This is a genomic window from Marinobacter sp. HL-58 (assembly GCF_001314605.1).
Classification (GTDB): domain Bacteria; phylum Pseudomonadota; class Gammaproteobacteria; order Pseudomonadales; family Oleiphilaceae; genus Marinobacter.
In genome coordinates, this window is the sequence record NZ_LIHP01000004.1 from 461,215 (window position 1) to 473,279 (window position 12,065).

Consider the following 12,065-nt stretch of genomic DNA (forward strand, 5'->3'; position numbering starts at 1 on the left):
TGCCCGGCGGTAGATGCTTCCATCATTACCGGGATCCTGTCACAGCTTTCAGCCCGGTACGCCCAGGCTTGCGGAATTTTCAACCGGGTCGAACCACACCACCAGTTCCCCGCGCCGGACCGCTGATTTCACGCGCTCCCGCTCTGACATCGGGTTTTCGGTGTCGTTGAGCCCGTGATAACGGGTGCAATACTCATCCACCAGGCCATCAATCTGGTCGTCCGAGAGCAGTCCTGTCTCTACGACGAACTTTTCTTCCCGCGGATCCGCCTGGGACTGGCGGGCTGTTTCATCGGTCATTTTCTGTGCCGCCCAAAACTCCTTATGGTAATGGGTTTGCCGCGATTGTAGAAGGCCACACCCTGCCCATCCAGCACACCGATGGTTCTCAACAGGCCCGGGTTTCTCTATCATCCCCTGCTTTCACGTTTCGGGACGAACATGAATCAGCCGGTTTTCCGCCTCACACTGCCCATCCTGTTTGGCTACCTGCCCCTGGGTATGGCCTTTGGCGTGCTGTTTACCACCCAGCTCGAGTACGCCTGGTGGGTCGCGCCTGTTATGGGCATTCTTGTCTATGCCGGCGCCGGCCAGATTCTTGCCGTCAGCCTGCTGGCTGCCAATGCCGGTCTGCTGGAAGTGTTTTTAGCCATGTTCGTGCTCAATGCCCGCCATCTTTTCTACGGGTTGTCACTGCTGGGACAATTCCGCGGGGCCGGGTGGCGCAAGGCGTACCTGATTTTCGGGCTCACCGACGAGACCTACTCCCTGCTGACCAGCCGGCCGCGAACCGGGAACAGGCAATATGAACAGGCCATGGATTTCCGCATTACGCTTTTCAACCAGTGCTATTGGGTCATAGGTTGTGCCCTGGGTGCGCTGCTGGGGGCCAATGTGGTTTTTGACAGCACCGGTATCGAGTTTGCCCTGGTGGCACTGTTCATCGTGCTGACCATCGAGCAGTACAAGGCCCTGGGAGACCTCTTCCCCATTGTGACGGGGGCGGCAGCCGCTGCAATCGCCATATTCTTGCTGCCTGCGGCTCACCAGCTGGTGGGGGCTATCGTGTTGGTCAGTGGTGTTCTGCTGCTGCAGTACCACAGGCATCGCAACACAGAGCCAACGGAGGGAACGGACCATGGCTGAAAGCTGGTACCTGGCAGGATTCATTGCCGTAGCCACGGTGGCCACCTTTGCCACCAGAGTGATCCCGTTCCTGTTCTTTCACAGGCACACGGAGCACCCCCTGGTCCGCCACCTTGGCCGCTATCTGCCAGCAGCAGTGATGGCACTGCTGGCAACGGTATTCCTGCAACGCTCCGCCACCTGGAACAACGCTTTGCCGGGGCTGGATGCCCTGCTACCGGCCATTCTGGTGGTGACTATCCACCTCTGGCGTCGCAACGCGCTTTTATCAATTGCATCCGGCACGATAGCCTATATGGTTATTGTGCAAATGAATCTGATACAGGCGTAAACCATGGCCCCCGACAAGCCTTTTTCCCAGGCCTGCGAAAACAACAAGCAACCCATACTCGAGCGCATCCGGGACATCTTCTCCGAACCGGGCACCATACTGGAGATCGGCACCGGCACGGGCCAGCATGCGGTTCATTTTGCATCCGCACTGCCACACCTGGTCTGGCAGCCCAGCGACCGCCCCGGCGCCACCGGCCACTGTCTTGGCTGGATTGAAGAAGCCGCCCTGGACAATATTCGTCTGCCCATTGAACTGGATGTGGCCTCGGAGCGCTGGCCAATCGACCATTTTGATGGGGCCTACTCGGCAAACACCGCCCATATCATGGCCTGGCAAGAGGTGGAGGCCATGTTCGCGGGCCTGGCCAGAAGACTGGATCGCGGAAGGCCATTTTGCCTTTACGGCCCGTTCAGCTACGGTGGAACCCATACCAGCGACAGCAATCGCCAGTTTGACCGACATCTTCGCATTCAGGCGCCGCACATGGGCATCCGTGATATGGATGCTCTGCTTGAGCTGGCAGAGCGGACAGGATTCCGGATGGAGAACGACCAGGAAATGCCCGCCAACAATCGACTGCTGGTATGGCGTAAACTGTAACCAGTCAACGGAGAAAGGGGGAGCCAGTCAATGAGCCATCAGAGACTGTCCATGCTGATCAGCGGCAAGGTTCAGGGTGTTTATTACCGGGCTTCGGCAGCCGAGAAGGCAAAGGAACTCGGCATCACCGGCTATGCCCGGAACCTGCCAGATGGCCGGGTCAAGGTGGTTGCAGAGGGCTCACAGGCTGCGTTGATCAGCCTCCGGCAATGGTGCAACAGTGGCCCGCCTGCTGCCGAGGTTGATACGGTCAACGCCACCGAAGGCCCGGCAACCGGCGAGTTCGCCGGTTTCGAGATCCGGTAACCAGCACCGGGATGACACTACTCGGAACCTTCCTGCACACCCTTGAGACCACCCTGCCGGTTTTCGCCATGGTGTTCATCGGCCTTGGTCTCAGGCGCCTGGGCTGGATCGATTCCGCTTTCATCAATACCGCGTCGGCACTGGTTTTCCGGGCCACCCTGCCGACGCTGGTATTCCTCAGTATCGTACGCGCGGACCTGGACACCACCCTCAACCCGGCCCTGCTGGTTTTTTTCGTTGCCGCCACACTGGCCAGCTTTCTGCTCTGCTGGCTCTGGGCGCTGAGAGCCGCACCCGTGGCAGACCGCGGGGTTTACGTTCAGGGCGCGTTCCGCGGTAACTGTGGCATTGTCGGCCTCGCCCTCGCGGCCAGCCTCTATGGCGATTACGGCCTTTCCGCCGGTGGCCTGCTACTGGGTGTGGTGATCATTTCCTACAACGCACTTTCAGTGATAGTGCTGACCACCTATCAACCGGGGCAATCCGCCAGCTGGGCGCGCATTCTCGGGGATATTGTCCGCAACCCTCTGATCCTGGCGGTGGTGATTGCGGTACCATTTGCATGGTCCGGCCAGAGCCTGCCCACCTGGCTGATGACCAGCGGTGATTACTTCGCCTCCCTCACCCTGCCCCTGGCGCTGCTGTGCATCGGTGGTACCCTGTCGCTGAGCGCCATGCGCAATGATCGCAAGCTGGCTGTCAGCGCCAGTGTCATGAAGATGGTGACACTGCCGGTTCTATGCACACTGGCAGCCTGGCTGGCCGGATTCGAAGGCCGCGAGCTTGGCCTGATGTTCCTGTTCTTTGCCAGCCCGACCGCAGCGGCCAGTTTCGTGATGGTCAAGGCGCTGGGTGGCAATGATCGCCTGGCGGCCAATATCGTGGCGCTGTCCACACTCATGGCCAGCATTACGGTGACTGTTGGCGTGTTTGTTCTGCGCAGCGCAGGTATTGCCTGAACACGCTTAATGCATAAACAGGATACAGGATTTACATTGTGAACCGGGATTCAGAAATTCATTCAGGCCCGGGCCAGCGTAACTGCGCTTTTCTTCGAGTGGTAATCGGTGATCCACATGAACAACATTCTGGACAAACTCGCTGTCACTGTCACTGAAGAGCAGGATCTCGGATCACTGGTCCGGTCGCTGCTTGAACTCCTGGAAGCCGTTACGGGGCTTGAGTCCACCTACCTCACATCCGTCGATCAGGATGAGGGCGTTCAGCGGATTATCTTCTCCCGCAACAGCAAACAACTCGATATCCCCGAAGGCCTGACGGTTCCGTGGGGAGACACGCTTTGCAAACGCGCACTCGATGAAGGACAGATGTACTCGGACAATGTCAGCGCCGACTGGGGAGACTCCGAAGCGGCCAGAGCCCTTGGGCTGAGAACCTACATCAGCGAACCGGTCTGCATTGGTGAGAACGAGTTGTATGGCACCCTTTGCGGTGCGAGCCGGGATAAAATCAGGGTGTCGGATCACGCACGCCGCCTGTTGTCCCTCTTCGGCAAGCTCATTGCCCGGCAACTGGAAAGGGATCAGTTGCTGGCAACCCTCAGGCGGGAACATATTACCCTGACCCAGTATGCCCTGACCGATCCACTGACCGGCATTCCCAACAGGCGCGCAATGGAGGCCGAGCTTAAAAGGTCATTGGCCAATGCAAGGCGAACCGACAATGCCGTACATCTGGCGTTTATTGATCTGGATGGCTTCAAGGCTATCAATGACGAGCATGGGCACGACGCCGGTGACCGTTTTCTTATCGAGATGGCAAGGTCCCTTAAAAGCGGAATCCAGGAAGGCGATCTGGTTGCACGAATCGGTGGTGATGAGTTTGTTGTATTCGGTGGCGCCTGCGCCGGCGACCATAAAGCCGGCCGAACCGCCATCCGGAAACGGCTTGAGGAGCTCACCAGGGGGACGTTCAATCTGGGAACCACTACAATCAACTACGCCGGGGCGAGCGTGGGGGTTGTGACTTCAGAACCAGGGGTGGAAAACCCGGACGACATGCTGAGACAAGCCGACGAGGAAATGTATGCCATCAAGCAAGAAAGGCGATTGCGAACGGCGCAAGAGGCCTGAGAAGCAATAGGCCAGTAAAAAACCTCAGCATTTCTGCTGGGGTTTGTTATTGGCGGAGAGGGAGGGATTATTCGGGCCTTCGGCCCTCACCCCTTCGGGGCCGTCGTCGCTTTGCTCCGACGTTCCTCAGCCTGCTTTGCAGGCTTCGGTCGAACCCGCGAGGGTTCTTCTTACCCTGCCAATCAGCCAATAAAAAACCCCAGCAATTCTGCTGGGGTTTGTTATTGGCGGAGAGGGAGGGATTCGAACCCTCGATACGCTATTAACGTATACACACTTTCCAGGCGTGCGCCTTCAGCCACTCGGCCACCTCTCCAAAAACTTTTCAATAAACTGTTCCAAATCAGCAACGTCGTCGCTCATTTGAGGGCGCAAACTCTAATGGTTTTATCCGGGTTTGGCAACTCCAATTTTTAAATCCCTTTCCTGAAAGACTTTGAAGCCTAACGATTGAACAGGTTCAGAACGATCGTCAGCAGGATGCTGACCAGAATCATGGACGTGATGGGTATGAACACCTGGCTCTTGTCAGAGCGGATGTTGATGTCCCCGGGCAGTTTGCCGAACCACTGGAACAGCCAGGGTGCGAAGTGGACCAGCAGACCCAGGACTACCAGTGCAATGCCTGCGATGATCAGCCAGCGTGACATAGGAGCTCCGGTGAAACTGAATGGGTTGAGCCATTAATGCCATTGATATTCGGTGATTAGTAAAGATCACTTCAACCCCCGGCTCCGGCGGTCTAGGCTATTGTGTCCACCAAGGATATCAATACGAAGAACAACATTCCCGAAGAGGATACCCCGATCCATGCCTTTCCAACGCCTGCTGATCGCCAATCGTGGCGAGATTGCTATCCGTGTTGCCCGTGCCGCCTCGGAGCTTGATATACCGACCGTTGCGGTCTTTGCCCGGGATGACAGCCAATCGCTTCATGTTCGCAAGGCAGACGCTGCAGCGGCGCTGGACAAATCCGGGGCAGCCGCTTACCTGGATGGGGAACAGCTGGTCCGCATCGCAAAGGAATACGGTTGCGACGCCATTCACCCGGGATACGGTTTCCTGAGTGAGAGTGCGGAATTTGCGCGCCTTTGTGAAACGGCGGGTATCTACTTTATCGGCCCCTCTGCGGCAGCGCTGGATGTTTTCGGAGACAAGGCCAGTGCCCGCCAGATGGCCAGGAAGCACGGCGTGCCCCTGATTCACGGTACCAACGAGCCTACCAGCCTGGCCTCTGCGCGGGTGTTCATGGAGTCTCTGGGGGAGCACGGTCAGGTTATGCTCAAGGCCATTGCCGGTGGCGGAGGCCGGGGCATGAGGCCGGTCAAGTCAGTGGACGAGCTTGAATCGGCCTTTCACCGCTGTCGGTCGGAAGCCTCCGCAGCATTCGGTAACGGTGATCTCTATATCGAGCAACTGATTTCCGATGCCCGGCATATCGAGGTTCAGATTATCGGCGATGGCAGCACTGCAACCCACCTGTGGGAGCGTGAGTGCACACTGCAGCGACGGAACCAGAAGGTGGTGGAAGTGGCTCCCGCGCCAGACCTGGACCCGGAACTGAGAAGCCGGCTTCTGGCGGATGCCGGGATGCTCGCCTGCGCTGTCGGTTATCGCGGGCTTTGTACCATTGAGTTCCTGGTGGATACGAAGACGGGCCAGTATGTGTTCATGGAGGCCAATCCCCGACTACAGGTCGAACATACGATAACCGAAGCCATCACCGGGCTGGACCTGGTGCAGCTGCAGATTCGTGTGGCCGCGGGCATGTCCCTGGTGGATCTGGGGCTTGCCAGCGCGCCGGAACCCAGGGGCCGGGCCATGCAACTTCGCATCAATCTGGAAACCATGGCAAAGGACGGCAGCACCAGGCCCGCCGGTGGCAGGATAGACACCTACGAACCACCCTCCGGCCCGGGCGTCCGGGTGGACGGTTACGGTTACAGTGGCTACACCACCAGCCCCGCCTTCGATTCCCTGCTGGCCAAACTGGTGGTGCACGCCGAGGGCGATTTCCCCGCCCTGCTCCGCCGGGCCTACCGGGCACTGTGTGAATTCCGGCTGGAAGGTGTTCCCAGCAACATCGCTTTCCTCCAGAACCTGCTCAGGCATCCCCGGGTGCAGGCGAACGACGTGTCAACCCGGTTCATCGATACCCACATCAAGGAACTCGTGCCGGACGACCCTGCCCTGCATCCGAACCTGTATTTCAGCGAGACGGCAACCACAGAAAGCTCCGAAGATACGACGCCGGAGGGCCCGGATGGGGCTGAGCCGATTACCTCTCCGGCACGGGGTGTTGTGGTCAGTATCGATGTGGAGCCCGGCCAGGCGGTGGTCGAGGGCCAACCGGTGGCCGTTCTTGAAGCCATGAAGATGGAGTTTGTCATCAAGGCCGGAGCCAGCGGGCACGTGATTTCCATCACCGCCAGCCCCGGCGACACCATCGGCGAACAGCATCCGCTGATGTTTATCGAGCCCACCGCCGTTTCAGCCGGTGAAGTCGATACCGAAGAGTCTGTTGATATCGAGCACATCCGTGCGGACCTCCAGCAGGTGCTGGATCTTCACAAGCAGCTTGGTGACGACAGCCGGCCCGATGCGGTGGCAAAACGGCGCAAGACCGGGCAGCGCACGGCCCGGGAGAATCTGGCGGACCTGCTGGATGACGGCAGCTTCCGGGAATACGGGGCCCTGGCCCTGGCAGCCCAGCGCACTCGCCGCAGCCCGGAAGAGTTGCGGGACCTGAGCCCCGCGGATGGACTGGTTGCGGGAATCGGCACCGTGAACGGCGAGTACTTCAGCCCGGAAGCCGCCCGCTGCATGGCCATGAGCTACGACTACACGGTATTTGCCGGCACCCAGGGCGTCATGAATCACAAGAAAACCGACCGCATGCTGGAGCTGGCCGAGAAGCAGCGACTGCCGCTGGTGTTTTTCACCGAAGGCGGAGGGGGCCGCCCTGGTGATGTGGACTGGGTTGGTGTTGCGGGGCTTGATTGCACCACCTTTCTGCGTATGGCCCGCCTTAGTGGCAAGGTGCCCCTGGTGGGCATTGCCTCCGGGCGCTGTTTTGCCGGCAACGCGGCCCTGCTGGGATGTTGTGATGTGATCATTGCCACCGCGAACGCCACCATCGGCATGGCCGGGCCGGCGATGATTGAAGGCGGCGGGCTTGGCAGATTCATGCCGGAAGAAGTCGGGCCGGTGTCTGTTCAGAGCCACAATGGCGTGGTGGATATTGTCGCCCGGGACGAAGCAGAAGCCACTGGTATCGCGCGGAAGTACCTCGCCTGCTTCCAGGGGGATCTGCCTGCCGGTGAAACCGGGGACCAGCGCCTGCTGCGGCATCTGATACCGGAAAACCGCCTGCGCGTCTACGATATCCGCGAAGTGATTGATGCCCTGGCCGACCGGGGATCGGTCATCGAACTTCGCAAACAGTTCGCCCCCGGCATGATTACCGCCCTGGTACGTATCCGGGGCAAAGCCTTCGGGTTGATCGCCAATAATCCCATGCACCTGGGCGGCGCCATTGATGCAGCCGCGGCAGACAAGGCCGCGCGCTTCATGCAGCTGTGTGATGCCCACGGTCTACCGCTGCTCTCACTCTGTGACACACCGGGCTTCATGGTGGGCCCGGAGGCCGAGAAGCAGGCCACCGTGCGCCATGTCTCCCGCATGTTCGTAACCGGTGCAAGCATTTCCGTACCCTTCTTCACGGTGGTTCTGCGCAAGGGCTACGGCCTTGGGGCCCAGGCCATGGCGGCAGGCAGCTTCCACGCCCCCATGTTTACCATTGGCTGGCCATCCAGTGAATTCGGGGCCATGGGGCTGGAAGGTGCGGTTCGTCTGGGCTTCGCAAAGGAACTCGCGGCGGTGGAAAATCAGGATGAACGCAAGGCCCTGTTCGATAAACTGGTGGGCCAGCTTTACGAGCGTGGCAAAGGCGTGAGCATGACCAGCTTCCTGGAGATTGATGCGGTCATTGATCCTGCCGAAACCCGTGACTGGCTGATCCGGGGTCTGGCGTCGGTTGATCCCGAATCCCTGCGCAGCGGCGGTCGCCCGATGGTCGACACCTGGTAGCCACCAACGGCAGCCAGGGCTGACGGGTTTATGCAATACTGGGGCAAAGGCCCTGCCCCGGCAGCCATGAGGAGGAAACCGTTATGCTGATGAATGCCGAACAATCAACACTGGTATTGGTGGACCTGCAGAAAAAGCTGATGCCGGCCATCAATCATGGCGATTCGGTACTGGCTGAAAGCGTCCGGCTTGCCCGGATTGCCAAACTGCTGAATGTGCCCGTGATTGCGACCGAACAGATCCCCGAGAAACTGGGCCACAATGACGACGAGGTAGCAACGCTGGCAGACCAGACAGTGACCAAGATTCATTTTGACGCCTGTGGCGGTGGCCTGGTGGAGGCCATTCCGAATGATCGCAATCAGGTCATTATCGGTGGCTGCGAAGCCCACGTCTGCATGTTGCAGACCGCGCTGTCGCTTCTGGCCGCCGGCTTCGGCGTCTGGGTGGTGGAGAACGCAACCGGTTCCCGCCACGATAATGACCGGGACGCCGCCCTGGAGCGCCTGCAGCAGGCCGGAGCCACGATTGTGACGGTGGAGATGGTTGCCTTCGAGTGGATGCAGCATTGTGAACATTCTGCGTTCCGGGAGGTCCAGAGACTGATCAGGTAACGGTTCGCACCACCGGACCCATCCAACACCGTACGGTCAACGTACACAGTTGCCGCATTACCTGACCGGAGATTTTCATGCTCAACATGGACTTCAGCAAAAAGGTGGTCATCCATACCCCTGAACAGGAATGGGTTCCCAGCCCGTCAGGCGGCGTTCTGCGCAAGCCCCTGGCGCGGGAGGAAGCCGAACGTGGCCACGCCACCAGCATTGTCCGCTACGAACCCGGAGCCAGTTTCAGCCGCCATGAACATCCCCTCGGGGAGGAGATTCTGGTTCTCGAAGGCGTCTTCTCCGATGAGACCGGTGATTACGGCAAAGGCACCTACCTGCGCAACCCGCCAGGCAGCGGCCATGCCCCATTCAGCAAGGAAGGCTGTGTGCTGTTTGTAAAGCTTCACCAGTTTGATCAACGCGACACCGCCACTGTGCGCATTGACACCAACACCGCTGGCTGGTTGCCGGGCATCGGTGGCCTGGAAGTCATGCCACTGCATGAGTTCGAGCATGAGCATGTGGCACTGGTGAAATGGCCTGAGAAAGAGAAGTTCCAGCCCCACCGGCACTTCGGCGGGGAGGAGATACTGGTACTTTCCGGCGAGTTCTGCGATGAAAACGGGCGCTATCCCGCCGGCACCTGGATGCGCAGCCCCCATATGAGCCAGCACCATCCCTTCGTGGATGAGGAAACCATCATCTGGGTAAAAACAGGCCACCTGCCCTTCTGAGGAAGGCGTGGCCTCGCGCTTTACCGGTTGCGGCTCTGATCAACAACAATCAGCTCATCAAGGTCGAAGCCCTTCTCTTCGGCCAATTCCTTGAACTCAGCAAGGGCATCGTCGTCCACCGTGGGTGATCTGGAAAGGAACCACAGGTAATCCCGGTCGTAACCGGTGATGTAAACGTACCGGTAGTCCTCATCAAGTTCGAAAACCACATAAGATGCGTAGAAAGGCCCGAAAAAGGATACCTTCAGGTGGCCTTCAGGCTCGTCGTTGACAAAAACCGCACGCCCCTCGGCTTCTTCCCATTGCCCGTCTTCTTCCGAATAACCCCGGTTTATCACCCGGATGCTGCCGTCATCCTGCACCGTGTACTCGGCAGTGACGTTGGAGAGGCCCTCTTCGAAGGAATGATCCAGGCGGGCGATTTCGTACCAGGTGCCCTGGTAACGCTCTGCGTTCAGGTCGCTCACAGGATCAATACCTTCGGGCACACCGGTGCAACCTGCCATCAGGATGACAATGGAAATGATCAGAGTTTTTGCAATAGCCATAGATGGAGTCCTGACGAATAAATTTACGTTTACGTAAAGTAGAGCTATCTGTTTGTATGCATTCAGTTTTTCAGATTCGGTAAAAAAATGAGTGATTCCGGACCATTGACGATGGTGTAAAAGCTATCTAGTCTTTTTTCCGTCGGGCCCCAAAAGGGCCTCACAAAATGGAATCAAGCCAGCCGGCCAACCCGCCGGGGCACAACAACAAAACGACCACGAAAGCCGTGATCCGGCCTGGTGGAAGAGGATTTCAGTATGTCACTGCCATATCAGTCCCTGATAATGGGCCTCTGTGCCCGTACTCTGCAACGCCTGTCAACGCTCTCCCTGAAACAGTCCGTTCCTGTGTTGCGGTCACCCCGGCCAGATGTTTTACGACGTTCCGTCCCGGAGCGATCGCCGCTGCCCGGTATCTGATCAATTCGTCGCCCGTTTAACCTTCGATTCCGGCTTTGCCCCTCACATAGCCCAGGCTACCGGAATAAGGGCGGATCCCTATACAAGCGCGTTAACAGGAACCCGAACCATGACTGTATTTACACATCCTGAATTCGACCATCATGAACACCTGACATTCTGCTGCGACCCGGAAACCGGGCTGCGGGCCATTATTGCCGTTCACAACACCTCCCGTGGCCCGGCTCTTGGTGGCTGCCGGATGTTTCCCTACGCCAGCGACGAAGAAGCGCTCCGGGACGTGCTTCGGCTGTCCCGGGGCATGACCTACAAGTCCGCCCTGGCCAACCTTGACCTGGGTGGCGGCAAGTCAGTGATCATCGGCGACTCCCGGGAGCATAAAACCGAGGCACTGCTGGAATCCATGGGGCGCTTTCTGGAACAACTGGGCGGGCTCTACATTGCCGCGGAGGACTCCGGCACCAGTGTCGCTGACCTGAAGATCATGGGCCGCCAGACCACCCATGTGGCCGGCATCCGGGATCGACCCGGTTTTGATGGCAAACCCAGCAATGGTGATCCCTCCCCGGCCACTGCCTGGGGAACCTTCGTGGGCATTCAGGCAGCGGTGAAACACAAGCTTGGCCGCAGCGACCTGGAAGGGCTGAAAGTCGCCGTTCAGGGCATTGGGAATGTTGGCTACCGGCTGGCCCGGCATCTCAGGGAAGCCGGCGCGGAACTCTGGGTGTATGACATCCACCAGGACCAGATGGACCGGGCCGTGGCTGAGTTTGGTGCGACACCCGCCAGCGCCGAAGACATCCTGTTCCTGCCGGTGGACGTGGTTGCGCCCTGCGCCATGGGTGCCGTCCTGAATGATGCGTCCATTGCGAGGCTCCAGGCCCCCATCGTCGCCGGTGCCGCCAACAATCAGCTTGCCAGTCCGGCTCACGACGAAGTGTTGTGGAAACATGGCGTTCTCTACGCGCCGGATTTCGTCATTAATGCCGGCGGGATTATTGATGTCTTTTATGAACGTACCGGGCCTGATCCTGAAGCCGTGCGGCAGCATGTGAACACCATCGGCCAGACCCTGGAGGAAATTTTCCAGCGTTCAGCCCGTGACGGACTGCCCACCGGGCAGATCGCCGATCAACTGGCAGAGGAGCGGTTCCGGCACATACCCCGTTGATGGCAGCCCTCGTGCT

General features: G+C 59.0%; 13 protein-coding genes and 1 tRNA gene. 10 read left to right on the forward strand and 4 right to left on the reverse strand.

Translation table 11 applies throughout. The features are described 5' to 3' along the window. Positions 1 to 48: 48 nt before the first annotated feature. Complete coding sequence (locus HLUCCO03_RS05840; RefSeq protein ID WP_027831902.1) at positions 49 to 300, reverse strand: hypothetical protein; 252 nt, start codon at positions 298 to 300, stop codon at positions 49 to 51. 141 nt (positions 301 to 441) lie between these two features. On the opposite strand from HLUCCO03_RS05840, the gene HLUCCO03_RS05845 reads away from it, so the two are divergent. The 6 genes from HLUCCO03_RS05845 to HLUCCO03_RS05870 all read left to right on the forward strand — a co-directional run bounded on the left by HLUCCO03_RS05845 (position 442) and on the right by HLUCCO03_RS05870 (position 4,479). After that, on the forward strand, positions 442 to 1,146 hold the full coding sequence (locus HLUCCO03_RS05845; protein WP_027831901.1) for an AzlC family ABC transporter permease: 705 nt from the start codon (positions 442 to 444) through the stop codon (positions 1,144 to 1,146). Continuing rightward, a complete protein-coding gene (locus HLUCCO03_RS05850; protein ID WP_027831900.1) occupies positions 1,139 to 1,477 on the forward strand; it encodes a branched-chain amino acid transporter permease in 339 nt (112 codons plus the stop codon). Before HLUCCO03_RS05845 ends, HLUCCO03_RS05850 begins: the two co-directional genes overlap by 8 nt. A 3-nt stretch (positions 1,478 to 1,480) precedes the next feature. After that, positions 1,481 to 2,080 (forward strand): DUF938 domain-containing protein, encoded by a 600-nt coding sequence (locus tag HLUCCO03_RS05855; RefSeq protein WP_027831899.1) that lies wholly within the window; start codon positions 1,481 to 1,483, stop codon positions 2,078 to 2,080. Between the two features lie 30 nt (positions 2,081 to 2,110). Continuing rightward, positions 2,111 to 2,386: an acylphosphatase gene (locus tag HLUCCO03_RS05860; RefSeq protein WP_027831898.1), complete on the forward strand. Its 276-nt coding sequence runs from the start codon at positions 2,111 to 2,113 to the stop codon at positions 2,384 to 2,386. 11 nt (positions 2,387 to 2,397) lie between these two features. Beyond that, positions 2,398 to 3,345, forward strand: a complete 948-nt coding sequence (locus HLUCCO03_RS05865) for an AEC family transporter (RefSeq protein WP_027831897.1) — start codon at positions 2,398 to 2,400, stop codon at positions 3,343 to 3,345. A gap of 117 nt (positions 3,346 to 3,462) precedes the next feature. After that, complete coding sequence (locus HLUCCO03_RS05870; RefSeq protein WP_027831896.1) at positions 3,463 to 4,479, forward strand: sensor domain-containing diguanylate cyclase; 1,017 nt, start codon at positions 3,463 to 3,465, stop codon at positions 4,477 to 4,479. A 225-nt stretch (positions 4,480 to 4,704) separates the two neighbouring features. Here the strand turns inward: HLUCCO03_RS05870 and HLUCCO03_RS05875 are convergent. Continuing rightward, a tRNA-Ser gene (locus HLUCCO03_RS05875) sits at positions 4,705 to 4,795 on the reverse strand. A 127-nt stretch (positions 4,796 to 4,922) separates the two neighbouring features. After that, complete coding sequence (locus tag HLUCCO03_RS05880) at positions 4,923 to 5,129, reverse strand: DUF2905 domain-containing protein (protein ID WP_027831895.1); 207 nt, start codon at positions 5,127 to 5,129, stop codon at positions 4,923 to 4,925. Between the two features lie 160 nt (positions 5,130 to 5,289). Between HLUCCO03_RS05880 and HLUCCO03_RS05885 the strand changes: the two genes are divergently transcribed. From HLUCCO03_RS05885 to HLUCCO03_RS05895, 3 genes are all read left to right on the forward strand, one after another. Further along, on the forward strand, positions 5,290 to 8,568 hold the full coding sequence (locus HLUCCO03_RS05885) for a carboxyl transferase domain-containing protein (protein WP_027831894.1): 3,279 nt from the start codon (positions 5,290 to 5,292) through the stop codon (positions 8,566 to 8,568). Between the two features lie 83 nt (positions 8,569 to 8,651). Further along, positions 8,652 to 9,182: an isochorismatase family protein gene (locus HLUCCO03_RS05890; RefSeq protein ID WP_027831893.1), complete on the forward strand. Its 531-nt coding sequence runs from the start codon at positions 8,652 to 8,654 to the stop codon at positions 9,180 to 9,182. A gap of 77 nt (positions 9,183 to 9,259) precedes the next feature. After that, positions 9,260 to 9,910: a cupin domain-containing protein gene (locus tag HLUCCO03_RS05895; protein WP_027831892.1), complete on the forward strand. Its 651-nt coding sequence runs from the start codon at positions 9,260 to 9,262 to the stop codon at positions 9,908 to 9,910. A gap of 20 nt (positions 9,911 to 9,930) precedes the next feature. On the opposite strand, the gene HLUCCO03_RS05900 is transcribed toward HLUCCO03_RS05895, so the two are convergent. Next, the gene (locus HLUCCO03_RS05900) at positions 9,931 to 10,458 is read right to left on the reverse strand and encodes a lipocalin family protein (RefSeq protein ID WP_027831891.1); all 528 of its coding nucleotides are present in this window, start codon (positions 10,456 to 10,458) and stop codon (positions 9,931 to 9,933) included. Positions 10,459 to 10,987: 529 nt separating this feature from the next. Here HLUCCO03_RS05900 and HLUCCO03_RS05905 point away from each other — a divergent pair. Next, on the forward strand, positions 10,988 to 12,049 hold the full coding sequence (locus HLUCCO03_RS05905; RefSeq protein ID WP_027831890.1) for a Glu/Leu/Phe/Val dehydrogenase: 1,062 nt from the start codon (positions 10,988 to 10,990) through the stop codon (positions 12,047 to 12,049). The last annotated feature ends 16 nt before the right edge of the window (positions 12,050 to 12,065 follow it).